This is a genomic window from Mycobacterium sp. URHB0044 (genome assembly GCF_000620625.1).
Taxonomy (GTDB): Bacteria; Actinomycetota; Actinomycetes; order Mycobacteriales; family Mycobacteriaceae; genus Mycobacterium.
In genome coordinates this window covers 419,831-438,185 of sequence record NZ_JIAW01000004.1, presented here as the reverse complement: position 1 = coordinate 438,185, position 18,355 = coordinate 419,831, and the positions used below count along the sequence as shown (strand labels likewise).

General features: G+C 66.0%; 16 protein-coding genes and 1 other RNA gene. 15 read left to right on the top strand and 2 right to left on the bottom strand.

The window, feature by feature from the left end:
* The first annotated feature begins 42 nt into the window (after positions 1 to 42).
* From prfB to N536_RS0111300, 12 genes are all read left to right on the top strand, one after another.
* On the top strand, positions 43 to 1,158 hold the full coding sequence (prfB, locus tag N536_RS0111350; RefSeq protein WP_029113719.1) for a peptide chain release factor 2: 1,116 nt from the start codon (positions 43 to 45) through the stop codon (positions 1,156 to 1,158).
* Positions 1,148 to 2,122 (top strand): mechanosensitive ion channel family protein, encoded by a 975-nt coding sequence (locus N536_RS0111345; RefSeq protein WP_029113718.1) that lies wholly within the window; start codon positions 1,148 to 1,150, stop codon positions 2,120 to 2,122. The genes prfB and N536_RS0111345 overlap by 11 nt, the downstream gene beginning before the upstream one ends.
* Complete coding sequence (locus N536_RS42575) at positions 2,119 to 2,634, top strand: hypothetical protein (protein WP_029113717.1); 516 nt, start codon at positions 2,119 to 2,121, stop codon at positions 2,632 to 2,634. Before N536_RS0111345 ends, N536_RS42575 begins: the two co-directional genes overlap by 4 nt.
* 40 nt (positions 2,635 to 2,674) lie before the next feature.
* A complete protein-coding gene (gene ftsE, locus N536_RS0111335; protein WP_029113716.1) occupies positions 2,675 to 3,364 on the top strand; it encodes a cell division ATP-binding protein FtsE in 690 nt (229 codons plus the stop codon).
* Complete coding sequence (gene ftsX / locus N536_RS0111330) at positions 3,365 to 4,258, top strand: permease-like cell division protein FtsX (protein WP_029113715.1); 894 nt, start codon at positions 3,365 to 3,367, stop codon at positions 4,256 to 4,258. It abuts the gene before it with no gap.
* A 2-nt stretch (positions 4,259 to 4,260) separates the two neighbouring features.
* On the top strand, positions 4,261 to 4,758 hold the full coding sequence (smpB, locus tag N536_RS0111325; RefSeq protein WP_029113714.1) for an SsrA-binding protein SmpB: 498 nt from the start codon (positions 4,261 to 4,263) through the stop codon (positions 4,756 to 4,758).
* Positions 4,755 to 5,603, top strand: a complete 849-nt coding sequence (locus tag N536_RS0111320; protein ID WP_081809152.1) for a DMT family transporter — start codon at positions 4,755 to 4,757, stop codon at positions 5,601 to 5,603. Before smpB ends, N536_RS0111320 begins: the two co-directional genes overlap by 4 nt.
* Positions 5,604 to 5,655: 52 nt before the next feature.
* Positions 5,656 to 6,903, top strand: coding sequence for an AAA family ATPase (locus tag N536_RS0111315; RefSeq protein ID WP_029113712.1), 1,248 nt, complete (start codon positions 5,656 to 5,658; stop codon positions 6,901 to 6,903).
* The gene (locus N536_RS0111310; protein ID WP_029113711.1) at positions 6,900 to 7,940 is read left to right on the top strand and encodes a tetratricopeptide repeat protein; all 1,041 of its coding nucleotides are present in this window, start codon (positions 6,900 to 6,902) and stop codon (positions 7,938 to 7,940) included. Before N536_RS0111315 ends, N536_RS0111310 begins: the two co-directional genes overlap by 4 nt.
* Before the next feature lie 40 nt (positions 7,941 to 7,980).
* Positions 7,981 to 8,832 carry a maleylpyruvate isomerase family mycothiol-dependent enzyme gene (locus tag N536_RS0111305; RefSeq protein ID WP_029113710.1) on the top strand — a complete coding sequence of 284 codons (852 nt, stop codon included), beginning with the start codon at positions 7,981 to 7,983 and terminating at the stop codon, positions 8,830 to 8,832.
* A gap of 79 nt (positions 8,833 to 8,911) precedes the next feature.
* Positions 8,912 to 9,280: a transfer-messenger RNA gene (gene ssrA, locus N536_RS41065) on the top strand.
* An 86-nt stretch (positions 9,281 to 9,366) separates the two neighbouring features.
* Positions 9,367 to 9,600, top strand: a complete 234-nt coding sequence (locus N536_RS0111300) for a hypothetical protein (protein ID WP_029113709.1) — start codon at positions 9,367 to 9,369, stop codon at positions 9,598 to 9,600.
* On the opposite strand, the gene N536_RS0111295 is transcribed toward N536_RS0111300, so the two are convergent.
* On the bottom strand, positions 9,591 to 10,064 hold the full coding sequence (locus N536_RS0111295) for an Lrp/AsnC family transcriptional regulator (protein WP_029113708.1): 474 nt from the start codon (positions 10,062 to 10,064) through the stop codon (positions 9,591 to 9,593). The genes N536_RS0111300 and N536_RS0111295 overlap by 10 nt on opposite strands.
* A gap of 140 nt (positions 10,065 to 10,204) precedes the next feature.
* Between N536_RS0111295 and N536_RS0111290 the strand changes: the two genes are divergently transcribed.
* A complete protein-coding gene (locus tag N536_RS0111290) occupies positions 10,205 to 13,663 on the top strand; it encodes an indolepyruvate ferredoxin oxidoreductase family protein (protein WP_029113707.1) in 3,459 nt (1,152 codons plus the stop codon).
* 9 nt (positions 13,664 to 13,672) lie between these two features.
* Here the strand turns inward: N536_RS0111290 and N536_RS0111285 are convergent, their stop codons facing one another.
* On the bottom strand, positions 13,673 to 15,214 hold the full coding sequence (locus N536_RS0111285; RefSeq protein ID WP_029113706.1) for an adenylate/guanylate cyclase domain-containing protein: 1,542 nt from the start codon (positions 15,212 to 15,214) through the stop codon (positions 13,673 to 13,675).
* Positions 15,215 to 15,472: 258 nt separating this feature from the next.
* Between N536_RS0111285 and N536_RS38095 the strand changes: the two genes are divergently transcribed.
* Both N536_RS38095 and N536_RS0111275 read left to right on the top strand, forming a co-directional pair.
* Positions 15,473 to 16,753 carry an acyl-CoA desaturase gene (locus N536_RS38095; protein ID WP_051574412.1) on the top strand — a complete coding sequence of 427 codons (1,281 nt, stop codon included), beginning with the start codon at positions 15,473 to 15,475 and terminating at the stop codon, positions 16,751 to 16,753.
* Between the two features lie 76 nt (positions 16,754 to 16,829).
* Positions 16,830 to 18,350 (top strand): adenylate/guanylate cyclase domain-containing protein, encoded by a 1,521-nt coding sequence (locus tag N536_RS0111275; RefSeq protein ID WP_029113705.1) that lies wholly within the window; start codon positions 16,830 to 16,832, stop codon positions 18,348 to 18,350.
* The last annotated feature ends 5 nt before the right edge of the window (positions 18,351 to 18,355 follow it).

Here is an 18,355-nt window from a genome sequence, read left to right as displayed (position 1 = left end):
GGCGGGAAACGATTGGCGCGACGGTCGGTACTGTGATTTCCCGTGGATCCCGACCGTCAAGCCGACATAGCAGCCCTCGACACCACCCTGACCACGGTGGAGCGCGTGCTCGACGTCGACGGTCTGCGAGGCCGCATCGACACACTCGAACAAGAGGCCTCCGATCCCAAGCTGTGGGACGACCAGGCGAACGCCCAGAAGGTCACCAGCGAGCTGTCGCACGCGCAGGGTGAGCTGCGCCGCGTCGAGGACCTCCGGCGGCGGCTCGACGACCTGCCCGTGCTCTACGAGATGGCCGCAGAAGAAGAAGGTGCGGGTGCCGAGGCGGCGCTCGCCGAGGCCGACGCGGAGCTGAAGTCGCTGCGCGAGGACCTCGAGGCCATGGAGGTCCGCACGCTGCTGTCAGGGGAATACGACGAGCGCGAGGCCGTCGTCACCATCCGATCCGGCGCGGGCGGCGTCGACGCCGCCGACTGGGCCGAGATGCTCATGCGGATGTACATCCGGTGGGCCGAGAAACACAATTACGGCGTCGAGGTGTTCGACACCTCATATGCCGAAGAGGCGGGCATCAAGAGTGCGACGTTCGCGGTGCACGCGCCGTTCGCCTACGGCACGCTGTCGGTCGAGCAGGGCACGCACCGGTTGGTGCGGATCAGCCCGTTCGACAACCAAAGCCGACGTCAGACGTCCTTTGCCGACGTCGAGGTGCTGCCGGTGGTGGAGACCACCGACCACATCGAGATTCCCGACGGTGACCTGCGCGTCGACGTGTACCGGTCCAGCGGACCCGGCGGCCAGTCGGTGAACACCACCGACTCCGCCGTTCGACTCACCCACATCCCGACGGGTATCGTGGTGACCTGCCAGAACGAGAAGTCGCAATTGCAGAACAAGGTTTCGGCAATGCGCGTGCTTCAGGCAAAGTTGTTGGAACGCAAGCGTTTAGAAGAACGTGCCGAGCTGGATGCGCTGAAGGGCGACGGAGGCAGCTCGTGGGGCAACCAAATGCGCTCCTACGTGCTGCAGCCCTATCAGATGGTCAAGGACCTGCGCACTGAATACGAAGTCGGCAATCCGGCTGCGGTACTCGACGGCGACATCGACGGATTCCTGGAAGCGGGAATCCGTTGGCGCAATAGGAAAGATGACGACTAAGACTTACGTCGCGTTCGACTGGGCCCAGCGCTGGCAAGGGTTCTGGCGGGGCGAGATCGGCGAATGGATCATCACCCGCGGCCTGCGGATCGTGATGCTGGTCCTGGCTGCGGTTCTCGCTGCCCGCTTCATCAACTGGGCCGCGCAGAAGGTCACCCGGCGCATCGACGCCGAGTACCAGGAGAGCGACCAGCTGGTCCGCAGCGAGAGCGCCAAGCACCGCCAGGCGGTGGCGTCGGTGATCTCCTGGGTGTCGATCGCGATCCTGTTCGTGGTCGTCCTCGTCGAGATCACCGACATCGTCGCCATCCCCGTCGGCTCGCTGGTCGCACCTGCCGCCGTGCTGGGTGCGGCGCTCGGTTTCGGCGCGCAGCGCGTGGTGCAGGATCTGCTGTCGGGATTCTTCGTCATCACCGAGAAGCAGTACGGCTTCGGCGACCTGGTCGCCTTGACCGTTTCCGGTATCGCCGCACCCGCCGAGGGCACCGTCGAGGACGTGACGCTGCGGGTGACGAAGTTGCGCTCCACCGAGGGTGAGGTGTTCACGATCCCGAACGGGCAGATCGTGAAGACGGTCAACCTGTCGAAGGACTGGGCGCGAGCGGTCGTCGACATCCCGGTGCCCACCAGCGCCGATCTCAACCGGGTCAACGAGGTGTTGCACCAGGTTGGTGACAAGGCCATGGAGGACAAGATGCTCAGTGCCCTGCTGCTCGACGCGCCGCAGTTGATGGGCGTGGAGAGCATCGAAGTCGACACCGTGAACCTGCGGATGGTGGCGCGCACCCTTCCCGGCAAGCAGTTCGAGGTCGGCAGGCGGCTGCGTGCGCTCGTCGTCGGAGCCCTGAGCCGGGCAGGCATCGTCACCCCCGGAGACCCGCGGCCGATGATCGGGGCGATCGTGCACCCGGCCACGGCGGGTGGCGCCGAGGAGGAGACGCAGGGCCCGGAGGATCACCGATGAGGCTCCTGTTCCGCAGGGACGGCGAGAACCGTCGCTGGCCCGCCTACGTGCCCTTGAGCCGCATCCGGACGTCGACGGTGGTCCTCGTCGTCGCCTTCATCGCCACGTGGTGGCTGTACGAGGCGTACAAACCCACGCCTCCGCCCGCCGTCGGTCCCGAGACGGCAGTGGTGCCGCCCGGCTTCGTTCCGGACCCGGACTACACCTGGGTGCCCCGCACCAACGTTCAGCAGCGGACCACCACGACCACGACCACCACCCCGACGACCACGACGACGACGCCGACGACGACCACGACCAGCCCCACGGACACCCCGACGACGTCACCGACGACGCCCACCTCGCCCACGGTGCTGGCGCCGACGACGGTCGTGGATCCCGATGGTCCCGGTCCGCTTCCGGCGACCACCGTCACGCCGACGATCACGGCGACGCCGATCGTTCCCGGTCCGCTGTCGGCGACGCCGATCGTCCCTGGGCCGGCGCCGACGCCGCCCCTGCCGCCGACCTAGGCGGGCCACTCCGCAGGCACCGCTACACTGGCGAGCCGTGATGATCACCCTCGACCACGTGAGCAAGCAGTACAAATCCTCGGCACGGCCAGCCCTGGACAACGTGTCGCTCAAGATCGACAAGGGTGAGTTCGTCTTCCTCATCGGCCCGTCCGGATCGGGCAAGTCGACGTTCATGCGGCTACTGCTCGCCGAGGAGACACCCAGCAGCGGCGACATCCAGGTGTCCAAGTTCCACGTGAACAAGCTGCCGAGCCGTCACGTCCCCAGCCTGCGTCAGGTGCTCGGCTGCGTGTTCCAGGACTTCCGGCTGCTGCAACAGAAGACGGTGTTCGAGAACATTGCGTTCGCCCTCGAAGTGATCGGCAAGCGGTCCGACGTCATCAACCGCGTGGTGCCCGACGTGCTGGAGATGGTTGGCCTGTCGGGCAAGGCCAACCGCCTGCCGCACGAATTGTCCGGTGGCGAGCAGCAGCGCGTCGCCATCGCCCGCGCCTTCGTCAACCGCCCGCTGGTGTTGTTGGCCGACGAGCCCACCGGAAACTTGGATCCGGATACCAGCAAGGACATCATGGATCTGCTCGAGCGGATCAACCGCACCGGAACGACGGTGTTGATGGCCACTCACGACCACCACATCGTCGACTCGATGCGCCAACGCGTCATCGAACTCGAGCTCGGTCGCCTGATCCGCGACGAGCAACGCGGTGTCTACGGAATGGACCGCTAAGTGCGCTTCGGCTTTCTGATCAACGAAGTCTTCACCGGGCTTCGCCGCAACGTCACGATGACGGTCGCCATGATTCTGACGACCGCCATCTCGATCGGCCTGTTCGGCGGCGGCCTGCTCGTCGTCCGGCTCGCCGAAAGTTCCCGCACGATCTATCTGGACCGGGTGGAGAGCCAGGTCTTCCTCACCAACGACGTCTCGGCCAACGACCCGACGTGCGACGCCGACCCGTGCAAGGCGCTGCGCGCGCAGATCGAGGACCGCGACGACGTGAAGTCGGTGCGCTTCCTCAACCGCAACGACGCCTATGACGATGCGATCAAGAAGTTCCCGCAATACAAGGACGTCGCCGGCAAGGATGCCTTCCCCGCATCGTTCATCGTCAAGCTCGACAATCCCGAGCAGCACAAGGAGTTCGACGATTCCTTGCTGGGGCAGCCCGGGGTGCTCAACGTGCTGAACCAGAAGGATCTGATCGATCGGCTGTTCGCGGTGCTCGACGGGCTCAGTGCCGCGGCGTTCGCGGTCGCCCTGGTACAGGCGGTCGGGGCGATCCTGTTGATTGCCAACATGGTTCAAGTCGCGGCCTACACCCGAAGAACCGAGGTGGGCATCATGCGACTGGTCGGTGCCAGTCGGTGGTACACCCAGTTGCCATTCCTGGTCGAGGCGATGCTGGCGGCCTTCATCGGCGTGGTGATCGCGATACTCGGCCTGATCACGGTGCGGGCGTTGTTCCTGGAGAAGGCGCTCAACCAGTTCTATCAAGCCAATCTGATCGCCAGGATCGACTACGCGGACATCCTCTACATCGCGCCCATCCTGTTGTTCGTCGGCGTGGCGATGGCCGGTGTCACCGCGTACGTCACGCTGCGGCTGTACGTGCGGCGGTAGCCATGGCGACGAAGAAGCAGGACGCGGCCACCCGGCGGAACAACCAGGTGGTGGCGACCAACCGCAAGGCGCGGCACAACTACGCGATCCTCGAGACGTTCGAGGCCGGTGTCGCGTTGATGGGCACGGAGGTCAAGGCTCTGCGCGACGGGCAGGCGTCGCTGGCCGACGCGTTCGCCACCGTCGACGACGGCGAGATCTGGCTGCGCAATCTGCACATTCCGGAGTATCGCGCAGGCAGCTGGACCAACCATGCGCCGCGGCGCAACCGAAAACTGTTGCTGCACCGCAGTCAGATCGACAACCTGATCGGCAAGATCAGGGACGGCAACCTGACGCTGGTTCCACTGTCGCTGTACTTCACCGACGGCAAGGTCAAGGTGGAGCTCGCCCTGGCGCGAGGCAAGCAGACGCATGACAAGCGACAGGATCTGGCCAAGCGTGACGCCAACCGGGAGGTCACTCGTGAACTGGGGCGGCGCGCCAAGGGCATGACCTGATCGGCGTCGCCTTCGCGCTGCTGTCGGCGATCGGCTACGGCGTCAGCGACTTCGTCGGCGGTGTCGCGTCGCGTCGGGTGGCTGCCCTGCGGGTGGTGTTGGTGTCCTACCCGGTCGCGACGGTGCTACTCACTGTGCTCGCCGTGGTCGTCGGCGGCGACGTGTCGGCACCCGCAGTCATGTGGGGCAGCCTGTGCGGCATCAGCCAGGCATTCGGGGTGTGGTGGTTCTACGCGGCGCTGGGTTCCGGTCCCATTTCGGTGGTGTCGCCGTTGACCGCGGTGTTGGTCTCGGCGGTTCCGGTCAGCGTCGGGCTGGCGCTGGGGGAGCGGCCCTCGCTGGTCGCCGTCGTCGGCATCGTGTTGGCTTTGGTTGCGGTGGTGCTGGTTTCGCGGGGGGTGGCCGATGAGCCGCTTGCGACGTCGCACCGCTTCACCGCCAAGGTCGCCTGGCTCACCGTCGGCTCGGGCTTGGCGTTCGGGCTGAACTTCGTCCTGATTTCGCAGGCGCCCGTTGAGGCGCACCTCTGGCCACTGGTCTTCGCCAGGGTCACGGCGACCACTCTCGTCGTGCTCATCGCGCTGTTCACCCGCAGCTTGTCGGTACCGACGGGGGTGCCCTTGCGGCTCGCGCTCGCCGCAGGCGTCCTGGACACCATCGCGAACGTCGCGATGCTGCTGGCCCTGCAGGCGTCGCTGCTGTCGTTGGCCGCGGTGTTGATGTCGTTGTATCCGGCAGCGACGGTGGCGCTGGCGATGCTGGTGCTCAAGGAGCGGGTGACCCGCTGGCAGGCCGTCGGCATGGTGTTCGCACTGGCAGCGGTGGGGATGATCGCCGGCGGGTAGCGGTGCCGGCGTTCAGTACGATTGACCGAGCCGGGAAGCGACGGGGGAACTGATGGCGAGTGACGCGGTGATTCGCGAGTTGGCCGCGGCCGTCGAGCGCAGTCCCGACGCGATCGAGCTGCGGCTGCATCTCGCGGACCTCCTGATCCAGCAGGGCAGCCACGCCGAGGCGCTGATGCACTGCAGCGCCGCGCTTTCGCACGATGCGACCAATCCGACGGCGTTGAGCTTGTTGCAACAGTGCAGCGCCGGCTTGTCGGCCGCGCACTCCCAACCCGACGCATCCGTGGCACCGTCCGCTGCTGGACCGAAGTCGGAGTTCAACTGGTCGGCCGCCGAGGAGGAGGTCTCCGACATCATCGGCCCTGCCTTCGTCGACGGCGTCGCCGACGTGCCGGCCAGCGAGGACGACACCGACTTCGACGTCATCGGTCGCAGCACGGTCAAGCTCGCCGACGTGGCGGGAATGGTCGACGTGAAGCAGCGGCTCGAAGTGTCACTCCTCGGCCCGATCCGCAACCCGGAATTGATGAAGGCCTACAAGGTGACCGCGCGCGGCGGGTTGTTGTTGTACGGACCGCCGGGGTGTGGCAAGACGTATCTGGCCAGGGCAGTGGCCGGCGAACTGGGCGCAAACTTCTATCCCGTCGGGATCGCAGACGTCTTGCAGCACTGGCTCGGTGACAGCGAAAGGGCGCTGAACCGCATCTTCGAGACCGCCCGCCGGAACGCGCCTTGTGTGCTGTTCTTCGACGAGGTCGACGCGCTTGGCCAGCGTCGAGCGGCATTGAGCAACAGCTCGGGCCTCCGAGTCGTCGTCAACGCCCTGCTCGCCGAGTTGGACACCGCGACGTCGTCCAATGACGGTGTGTACGTGCTTGGGGCGACCAACATGCCGTGGGACGTCGACCCGGCGCTGCGCCGACCAGGCCGATTCGACCGGATGATCTTCGTCGGCCTGCCGGATACGGAGGCTCGCGCCTCCATCGTTCGGATGAATCTTCGTGATCGGCCCATCGAGCGGATCGATCCCATCGCCGTGGCGAAGCGCACCGACGGTTTCTCGGGTGCCGACGTAGCCCACGTCTGCGACACCGCAACGCAATTGGCGATGGCCGACTCATTGCGCACGGGCCAGGTGCGGCCGGTGCGGATGGACGACGTCCATGCCGCACTGGCGCAGATCAGGCCCAGCGCCGGTCCGTGGTTCGACACCGCGCGCAACGTCGTCGAGTTCGCCAACGGGGACGGCACGTACGACGAGTTGGCGAATTACCTGCGGCGCAAGAAGACTCGTTGACCGCAGCGGGGTCTCCTGCCGGCGACGTCGACGGGGCCGTCGCGCTCGCCGGCGCGTACCTCGACGCCCGCAACTATGCCCGCGCCCACCAGGTGCTGCGCGATGCATTGACTGGCTCTCCGAACAGTGCCGTATTGCTGGGGCAGCTGGCGCGGGTCCAGGTTCTGACGCGCGACTATGCGTCGGCGGCACGAAGTGCTTACGCGGCGTTGGCGATCGCGCCGGAGGACGGCTTCGCCATGCGGATCTATGCCATCGCGCTCGACGGCTGTGGGTGGTTGGACGACGCGCTGTGGATGGCGTGGCGGGTAGCCACCACGTACCCCGACGATCGGCTCACCCACTTCGTGTACGCGGACCTGCTGCTCAAGGCCGCGCAGCCGCAAGCGGCGCTCTACGTCGTCGGCGAGTCGCTGCGCCTCGACCCCGCCAACGCCGACAGCCACGTGTTGCGTGGTCAGATTCTCGCGCGGCTCCGGAGGTTCGATGAGTCGACGGCGTCCTATGAAGAAGCGCTGCGGCTGGATCCAGGCAATGCGTCCGCCGTGCACAACATTGCCGTCAACGGCCTCGCCCGCAGTCAGTGGTCCAGCGCGTTGCGGGGATTTCTCGGTGCGGCGCGGCTCGACCCCGAATTGGCCGATCTGGCACGGCGCAACATCGGCACCGCGCTGGCAAAGTCCTTGCGGCTGGCCACGTTCGGCGTCGTCGTTCTGGCGTTCGTCGCGATCGGCACTGTGGAGAGCACTGACCCGGGGTCGTCGACGGTGGAGGCGCGGGTTGCGGCGGCGGTGTTCACCGTCGCCCTGCTCGCCGGTCTGGTGTGGATGTGTCGCATCGTGCCGCTGCGTACCTGGCGGTCGGTGTTGCGGATCAAACCCGTGTTGGTGCTTCGGCTGGGACTGGTCGTCGCCGCGATACCCGTCGGGGCACTGGCGACGTTCGGGATGGCGGATGTAGTAGTTGCGGTGGCCGCGCCCATGCTGCTTCTCGCGGGAATCCTGGTGGCGCTCATCGGTCGGATTACCGGCGCCTGATTTCTGTGTGCAACACCGATTCAGGCGATACCGTCGGCCGGTGAACAGCCCCACACGCCCCGTAACCCAGCTCGACAAGTCGGAGATCCTCGACGGTCTCTTCGCATCATGGGACGCCATCGATCGCCTGGTAACCGATCTGCCCGACGCCCGATGGCAGTCGCCAACCCCGCTGCCGGGGTGGTGCGTCCACGACGTCGTTGCCCATGTGATCGGAACCGAGGCGATGCTGGCGGGAATCGCCAGCCCGGAAGCCGACGTCGACCCCACCACTCTGGACCACGTCCGCAACGCCGTCGGCGAGTTCAACGAGTGCTGGGTGCAGCACCTACGGGGCGAGACCGGGGAGGACGTGCTGAAGCGGTTCCGCGACGTGACCGGTCAGCGCCGATCGATGCTCACCGACATGGGGGACGAGGACTGGAACGCGGCCACGATGACGCCTGCCGGCCCGGACAGCTATGGCCGCTTCATGCGGATCCGCATCTTCGACTGCTGGATGCACGAGCAGGACATCCGCCAGGCGTTGTCACGCCCACCGTCGGATGCCGACCTCGACACCCTCACCGCGCGCCTGGTGTTCGACGAGATGGCGGCCACCATGGGCTTCGTCGTCGGCAAGCTCGGCAAGGCGCCCGACGGCGCGCGCGTCGCCCTCGAGCTGACCGGCCCACTGGCCAGGACGCTGCGGGTGGCGGTCGACGGCCGGGCCTCCCTGGTCGACGACTTCGGTGGCGCCACGCCGACGACGGTCATCCGGCTCGACGCCCTGCAGTTCACCCGGGTGTGCGGTGGCCGACCGATGGGCACCGACCGCCCGACGGCCATCGAATTCGACGGTGACGCCGAGGTGGGCCAGCGGATCGTCGACAACCTGGCCTACGTGACCTGAGTGGGACTATTTATTCGCTGGCCCTTGTTCTTCTACACGCTAGAATGGACTGTCCTGCCGAAGTTCGGTGGGGATGCGAGGGGCTGAACGGTTTCGACTTCGCGCATCGAATCAAGGGAAGCGTGCCGGTGCAGGCAAGAGACCACCGTAAGCGTCGTTGCAACCAATTAAGCGCCGATTCCAATCAGCGCGACTACGCCCTCGCTGCCTAAGCGACGGTGTGTCTGTCAGACCGGGAGCGCCCTCGGCCCGGACCCTGGCATCAGCTAGAGGGACAAACCCACGGGTTCGGTCGCGGAACCCATGGGGACACCAAACAGCGACTGGGATCGTCATCTCGGCTTGTTCGCGAGACCGGGAGATCCAAGTAGAGACATAGCGAACTGCGCACGGAGAAGCCTTGAGGGAATGCCGTAGGACCCGGGTTCGATTCCCGGCAGCTCCACCAGAGAAGGCCCAGGTCAGGGAGAAATCCCGAACCTGGGCCTTTCTGCGTCGCGTTTGATGATGCGCGTTTTCGGGCAAGATCAACTCATGCCAAGTCTTCTACGCCGTTCGACCATCGCGGCCGTTGCGGCCGCTCCCATCGTCGCCGTGTCGCTGTTCAGCGCCGGGATTGGTTCGGCGGAGCCGCTCAACTGCGTGAACGGGCAATTCTGGGATCCGATCACCAACACCTGCCAGACGCCGCGTCCGGCGGAGAATTGTGCGCCGGGTGAGTACTGGAACGCGTTGTCGAACGTCTGCCGACCGCTGGGTCAGCTGTAACGCGCGAGCTGCTCCAGCAGGGGTCGCGTCCGGTAGGCGACGACCTCGTGCATTGCGACCGACATCGTCGTGCGTTCCACCCCGGGCACCGCGAGAACCAGTCCGGCGACGCGATAGAGGTCGTCTGCATCGATTGCCACCACGGCGATCAACAGATCGGCCGCACCTGAGAGCCCGGTCACCTGGGTGACCTGAGTGACGGTCTCCAGCGCGGCGATGACGTCCTCGAGTCTGTGTTGATCGACCACCGCGGTGATGAAGGCCTTCAGCGGATAACCGAGGTCGCGCGGCGACACGCAGCGATCGATCGGCGCGAGGACCTTTTCCTGATCCCACCGGGCCAGCCGCGCCTGCACGGTGTTCCGCGCCAGGTTCAGCTTGTTCGCCAGTTGCACTCCGGTGGCGCGCGGTGCGTCACATAGCGCCAAGAGCAGTCGGGCGTCGGTGCGATCCAACCTCGTCATGTCGCACAGTATTGCACGTCACATTCGGCTGATATTGCGCAACATGCTCAATGACTGCACATTCACTTGCTCACTATGCATCCAGGTGTGACGCTTATGGAAGCAATACGCCCATCAAACGCCTAGGTGGTTTAGCTCAGGTGACAGATCTCGACATCCGCCGACCGGACCGCCAGCCCTACGAGCTGGGTGATCGCTACCGCACGGGATCCGGTCCCGTGGTGCTCACCGGTGTGCAGGCCATCGCCCGCGCACTCGTCGAACAGCACGAGCGCGACGCGCGTGCAGGCCAGCGGGTGGCCACGTTCGTCTCGGGATATCAGGGCAGCCCGCTCGGCGGGGTGGACAAAATGCTCGCGGGAATGCCCGAGGTGCTGCGGAAGCACGACATCACCTTCGTCCCGGGCCTCAACGAAGAACTGGCGGCGACGTCAGTGTGGGGCAGTCAGGCCGACCTACCCGCCGGCACGCCGACGCACGACGGCGTCGTTGGAGTCTGGTACGGCAAGGGCCCCGGCTTGGACCGCGCGACCGACGCCCTCCGGCACGCCAACATGTATGGCGCCAACCCGCGCGGCGGGATGCTGCTCTTGGTCGGTGACGACCCAGCCTCCAAGTCGTCCACCGTGCCTGCCGTCAGCGAGCGTTCGTTGGCCGCGCTCGGAATCCCGGTTCTGTTCCCACGCAACGCCCGCGAGATCGTGACGATGGCCATGCACGGTGTGGCGATGTCGCGGGCGTCGGGCTGTGTCGTGGCGCTCAAGATCGTCGCGGACGTGGCAGACGGCGCCTGGTCAGTCGACGGCAACGACGTCGACGTCGACATCGTCGTTCCCCAAGTGCATTGGGAAGGACAGCCATTCGTCTACCGTCAGCGCCCGATGGGTGCGCCTGCCACCAGCCTGGACGCCGAGGCCGACCTCTACGGACCCCGTGCCGAGGTCGTTCGCGCCTACGGTGCCGCCAACGTGCTCGACGTCATCGAACTCGATTCGACGCACGCGACGATCGGAATCGCTGCAACGGGAACCACATTCGACTCCGTTCGCCAGGCCCTCGTAGACCTCGGCGCCGACGACTTCGCGCTCCACGAGGCCGGTGTCAGGCTGCTGCGCATCGGCATGCCAACCCCGCTGGGACCGGACACCGTCGCCACCTTCGCCGAGGGGCTCGAGGAGATCCTCGTCGTCGAGGACAAGACCGCGTTCGTCGAGACCCAGATGCGCGAAATCCTCTACGGCCGAACCGATGCGCCGCGGATCATCGGCAAGAAGGACGCCACGGGTCGACCGCTCATCCCCGCAGGCGGTGAACTCACCGCGGGGCGCCTGCTGGCTCCACTGCGTCGCGTGCTCGGCGATCGACTGGAACTCAAAAGGCCGGCACCGCCAGCGCTTTCGCTGGAAGTGCTTCCCACCAACCGTGCCGCCTACTTCTGCAGTGGCTGTCCGCACAATCGGTCGACCGCGGTGCCAGAAGGTTCGCTGGCCGGCGGCGGGATCGGCTGCCACACCATGGTGACGATGTCGAGCCGCACGGACAGCGCCGTCACCGGACTCACCCAGATGGGTGGGGAGGGCAGCCAGTGGATCGGCCAGGCCCCATTCACCGACGTGCCCCACCTGTTCCAGAACGTCGGTGACGGAACCTTCTTCCACTCAGGACAACTCGCGGTTCAGGCCTGCGTCGCTGCCGGCGTGAACATCACCTACAAGCTGCTCTACAACGAGGTGGTGGCGATGACCGGCGCCCAGGACGCCGAGGGCGCGCTCACCGTCGCGCAGCTGACGCACAAGCTGACCGCAGAAGGCGTCAAGCAGATCATCATCTGCGCCGACGAACCGAAGCGGCACGACAAGCGTGCACTGGCCAGGGGCACCGTCGTCTGGCACCGCGACCGCCTCGACGATGCGCAGAAGCGACTGCGCGACGTCAAGGGCGTGACCGTTCTGATCTACGACCAGCACTGCGCGGCCGACGCACGCAGACAACGCAAGCGCGGCACGCTGCCCACCCGCGCCACCCGGGTGATCATCAACGAGGCGGTCTGCGAAGGCTGCGGAGACTGCGGCGTCAAGTCCAACTGCCTGTCGGTGCAGCCCGTGGACACCGAGTTCGGCCGCAAGACGCGGATCGACCAAACCTCCTGTAACACCGACTACAGCTGTCTTGACGGTGACTGCCCGTCCTTCGTCACCGTCGAGGTCAGCCCCGGCAAGAATCCGCGCACACCGTCGGCGCCCGAGCCTCCGGTGTTGCCCGACCTCGACGTCGCGCCAATCACCGCCACCCACAACGTCTTCCTGACCGGAATCGGCGGTACCGGCATCGTCACGGTGAATCAAGTACTCGCCACTGCGGCGCTGCGCGCAGGCTATGACGTCGAGAGCCTCGACCAGATCGGGCTGAGTCAGAAGGCCGGTCCCGTCGTGTCGCATCTGAGATTCGCTGCAGGCAAGCTGGATCCGTCCAACCGTCTCACTCCCGGCAGTGCCGACTGCATCGTGGCCTTCGATCTGCTGGTCGCCGCCGACACCAAGAACCTCGGCTACGGCGACCACGCCAAGACGGTCTCCGTGGTGTCGACCAGCAAGACGCCGACCGGCGACATGGTCTACGACAAGACGATCACCTATCCCGAAACCGCATACCTGCTCAACCGCCTCGACCAGGTGTCGCGCACCGTGCACTCCCTCGACGCCCTGGCCGCCGCGCAGCACCTGTTCGGCAGCACTGCCGCAGCCAACTTCCTGCTGATCGGGGCCGCCTATCAGGCTGGGGCACTGCGGCTTCCGGCGGCGTCGATCGAAGAGGCCATCGAGCTCAACGGCGTTGCCGTCAAGGCCAACATCGCGGCCTTCCGCTGGGGACGCATCGCCATTGCCGACCCTGCCCGCTTCGACGACGTGGTGTCACCCGCGCGCGACCGGCGGCCGGCGCTGCCGCCTGCCCGCGTCCTTGACGGCGCCACGTTCTCCGGCGAGGTGGGCGACCTCATCTCACGACGGGCTGCGAACCTCGTTCAGTTCCAAAGTGAGAAGGTCGCGCGCCGATACGTGACGCTGCTGCAGTCGATCTGGACCGCTGAGCGTGCAGTAGGCGATCGCACCGAATTCAGTGAGGCCGTCGCGAAGGGGCTCTACAAGTTCATGGCCTACAAGGACGAGTACGAGGTGGCCCGGCTGCTGACCGACCCGCAGTTCCTCTCGTACGTGAAGTCCGAGGTCCCGGCCGGCGAGAACGTGACCTACAAGCTCCACCCGCCCGTGCTGCGGGCCATGGGGCGGAGCAAGAAGATCGGTCTCGGTCCACGAAGCCACGTCGCTCTCCGCATTCTCGCAAGGGGAAAGCGACTGCGCGGCACCAGGTTCGACCCGTTCGGCTATGCGCACGTCCGGAGGGTCGAGCGCAGCCTGATCACCGAGTACGTCGATGTCGTCACGCGACTCGCGGGGGAGCTGGACCAGACGAATTACGACCGGGCAGTGGAAGTGGCAAGCCTGGCGGACATGGTGCGGGGCTATGAGGACGTCAAACTGGCCAGCGTCGAGGCCTACCATGCCCGACTGGGCGAACTCGGAATCACGGCATCCGGCTAAAGCCCGGTTTCATCTCCGGCCGGTGGTCGGGGCTGTGCGCGCCATCGCCCGAAGGATCCACGGTGTTCGCCTGGCCATCATCTCGATGACGCGGTCCGACGTGCGCATCGCGGTCCGAGGACCGGGCGTGGGCATGGACCCAAGTCTCGCCTCGGCCGATCCAGATCGCGCGCCGTGGCGATCGACCGCCAGCAGTTGCCAGCTGCCGGGTACGCCACGCAGTTCGACGCTGCCGCGATCGTCGAAACCCGTGCCCGAGCCGACGACCAAGTCACGGACGGTGCGGGAGACGATGATCTCGCCCGCTCCGGCCTGGCCGAGGATTCGCGCCGCGATGTGGACCGCGATCCCGCCGATGTCGCCATCCAGCAGTTCGCACTCTCCGGTGTGGATGCCGACTCGGATCTCGATGCCAAGCGCTTCGGCATCAGCACATAAGGCCTCGGCGCAGCAGATGGCCTGTGTCGGGCCATCGAACGTGATGAGGTGCCCGTCGCCGGTGCTCTTCACCACGGTGCCGCCGTTGCGTTCCGTGAGTTCATGGGTGACCTCACCAAAGCGCTGGAGCACCGCCCGCCACCGCTCGTCGCCCGTCGCGGCGGCACGCTCCGTCGACTTGACGATGTCGGTGAACAACACGGTCCGCAGGGCGCGATGAGCCTGCGACGGTGCCGCATGCCCGCCGGTGAGGAACTCCTCGATCCCGGTCAGAATCCTGTCCGGATCGGTGAACTGAGGTGCGTGGTCGGTGCCTTCGACCACGAGCAACCGCGCGCCGGGGATGTGGTCGGCGAGGTACTGGCCCGACTGCACCGGCGCGGCGGGGTCCTCGCGGGCATGGATGACGAGGGTGGGCGCGGTGATCGTCGGCAGGATCGGCCTGACGTCGATTTGGAACATCGCCTCGAGTGTCGCTCGCGCCATCCCCGGGCTGGCGCTCATGCGCTCCAACGTTCCGAGCTGGCGCATCGATCGGACCGACGGCATTACACACTTGAGTGCCGCACCGCTGCCCCATGCCGAGCGGACGGCGCGGCCGAGTTCCTGCATGCGGGCAATCTGCGCCGTCGACGGCGTGTAGTCCTCACCCAGCTCCGGTAGGACGCGCGCCCGCACCTCGTCCGCATCGCGGTCGATGTCGTCCCACCAAACTGGCAAAACCGAGAACGTGCTGGCGAGGACCAACGCCCGGGTTCGCTCTGGGCGACTTGCCGCGAACACGATGGCGGCCGGCCCACCCTCGCTCAGAGCGAGAATGGCGGCCCTTTTGAAGCCGACGGCGTCCATGACCGCCTCTATTTCGGCAGCTCGGTCGTCCAGCGAGCGAACCCGCGGGACCGGGTCCGATAGCCCGACCCCAGCCTTGTCGAATACCAGGACGCGACAAAACGTCGCGAGCTGATCGAAGAACGCCTTGAATTCGGGCTGGGTCCAGAACAGCTCCACGTGGGTGGCGAACGGGCCGGCGATGACCAGCTCGATGGGGCCCTCGCCGAATACCTGATACGCGAGGCTAAGTTCGCCGCACGGTGCGTACGCGGTTTCCGCCACCGTCTGAGGGTACTGTCGCCGCGCAGGTCGCCGGGCGCATTGAGCGCGCCGAGGCTTGTGGATGCCGGTGTCGATCTGGTTGCCAAAGCATCCCGATTGGGGAATTTGCGAGCGTCCCGATTATGCAGGCACTCACCGTTGTGGATAGATTGTGCCGTCCGCGGTGAAGACGTCGCCGCGGCCAAGGGACGGAGTGAGTCTTTGCGTGGCTCTTCCGCAGCCCTCCGTCGCCCGGTCGGGATGTGATGCACCGTTGCCATCACCGAAGTAGCTGAATACGCACACCTCAGTGAAGCGGACGTCGAAGCGATCGCGTCTTCGCTGGACCAGATCCGTAGCGACATCGAGGCGTCGCTTGGTAGCAACGATCGTGCCTACATCAAGCGCACCATCCGCTTTCAACGTTGCCTCGAAGCCGCCGCCAGGCTGACCATCTTCGCCAGTAGGGGCAAGGCCGGATGGACGGCTGGCACCGTGGCTTTGTTCGTGGCGAAGTGCGTCGAGAACATGGAGCTCGGTCACAACATCACCCACGGACAGTGGGATTGGATGAACGACCCCGAGGTCCACTCCAACACCTGGGAGTGGGACATGGTGGGCCCGTCTTCGCAGTGGCGCTACGCCCACAACTATCGCCACCACGTGTTCTCCAACGTGATCGGCATGGATGACGATCTCGGCTTCGGCGTCATACGCGTCAGCCGCGACCAGGAGTGGAAGCCGGGCTACCTGTGGGCCCCCTTGCGGGCGGTCGGGCTGTCCATCGTGTTCGAGTGGGGCATCGCGCTGCACAATCTTGCCGCGGAGCAACGGGATCAGGTGAGCGAGGAAGCCAAGGCCGAGCTCAGTCGGTCCATGTTCCGCAAAATGGGCCGCCAGGCCGCCAAGGACTACCTCTTCTATCCAGCGCTCAGTGGACGCCGCTTTCTGCGGACGTTCTTGGCGAATCTCGTCGCCGCCGGGTTCCGCAACGGGTGGGCCTACATCGTGATCGTCTGCGGGCACTTCGTCGACGGCGCCGAGAAGTTCACTCCCGCAAGCGTCGAGAACGAGACGAAGGGGGAGTGGTACCTGCGGCAGATGCTCGGTACCGCGAACTTCAATGCGGGCCCAGCGATGAGGCTCATGAGTGGAAACCTCTGCCACCAGATCGAGCACCACCTCTTCCCCGACCTGCCCAGTAACAGGCATCCCGAGATCGCGGCCCGAGTTCGGGCAGTCCTGGCTGAATACGACCTTCCCTATACGACGGGTCCGTTGATTCGTCAGTTCTGGCACACCGTGCGCACGATCTGCACGCTGTCGCTACCGGATCGGTTCCTGACGGCGACCTGCCACGATGCGCGGGAGACGGCGTCCGAGGAGAAGTTCAGGTGCGCCGCGAAGCTGCCCCGGGTATTCGGCGCGCACGACGTCGGAACTCGAAGGCTGGGGTTGGAAACTTCGATCGCCGACCACGCCGAGCGGCGTGTGAAGCGAAGCCGGCTTCGGCGTGCGTCACTGCGCGCAGCCGCCATGGCGGCGCTTCGCTTCTCCTGATCTGATCTCCGGCGCGAGCTTCTTCCGTCGCTCGCAAAGCCGGTTTGGTTTGCTACGGCCAGGCCTAGTCTCAGGCATGGAACGCATCTGGCAATGGGCGTGGGATCGGTATGGGGCGAGATACTCATGGGCGCTCTACGCGGTCACCTTCCCCGTGATACTGCAGATCTACCTCGTCACGTCGTTTGTCGTTGTTGCATTCGAGGAGTCCAGTCGCTACGTCGAGGCAGGGGCCGTCACCGTCATCGCCGTGTTGGTGGTGGTGTACGTGATGATTCTTCCCGGCCGGAGCGGGACCCGCCTCGTGGAGCAGTGGGCAGCTGGCCACGCTGTCGATCGGGCGAACGCACTCGAGGCGACCTACACCTGGACTCGGGGGTCGGTTGCCCGGGCGGTGGGAGGCAACGCTGTCGGCGCCGCACTGCTATTGGTCGTTGTCGGTGCGATCGCAGGGGGGAGCCTTGCCCGGCTGGTCCAGTACGGGATCCTAGGCGCCGTCGTCGGAACTGCCGTCCAGCTGATCGCTATTCACAGCTTCCCGGAAGCAGCACTGCGGCCAGCCAGGATTGCGATCGCTGGTGACACCGGGACGGGTGACTCGCTGCCCCGCTCCCGGCCGACCTTTGCCGCGTGGTCGGACTTGTCAATGCTTGCGGCCGTATTCGCGTTCGCCGTCGCGGGCGCGATGGCGGGGGCCGTGTTCGATCGGGTCAGCGAGGTACCAGTGCTCTCCGTTGTGATCGGGTCGGCGTTGACTCTTGGCTTCGCAGTCCCAATCACCGTCGCCGCAGCCTTCTCGCCGTCGCTACGACCGATTCGCGATCTCGCCGAAGGCACCAAACGTGTTGCGGCGGGCGACTATAGCCAACGCCTGCCGGTGGTGCAGGACGATGATCTTGGTGCGTTGGCGGCGTCGTTCAATCGGATGCAGGCGGGTTTGGCTGAGCGGCAACGGCTTCAGGCAGCGTTCGGGACGTATGTCGACCCGGTTCTGGCGTCTCGGTTGCTCGAGCAGGGTGATGACATCTTCACCGGGGAGCGCCGGGAGGTGACGGTGATGTTCGTCGACATCCGGGATTTCACTCCGTTCGCCGAAGCCAACAGCGCCGAGGACACCGTCGCCCGGCTCAATGCCCTGTTCGGGATCGTCGTGCCTGCCGTTGTCGATGCGGGCGGGCACGTCAACAAGTTCCTCGGCGACGGTGCGCTGGCCGTGTTCGGTGCCCCGGACGACCTCGAGCACCACGCCGACGCCGCGGTGACGGCCGCTGTTCTGATTCACCGCCTCGTCGCCGAGCAATTCGATGGCGAACTTCGGATCGGGACCGGGATCAACACCGGCAAGGTGATCGCGGGGACCATTGGTGGGGGATGCAAGTTGGAGTTCACCCTCATCGGTGACACCGTCAACGTGGCCGCCCGCGTCGAGCAACTCACCAAGACCACCGGTGACGCGATCCTTCTCACCCAGCAGTGCGTCGATGCGCTGGCTTCTCGACCGCCCGAGCTCGTCGACCGAGGACCTCACGCGCTGAAGGGCAAGGCGGCCGTCGTGCAGGTATTCGGCCTCGACCCCGCGGCGGGGCAACCAAGTTGATCCAT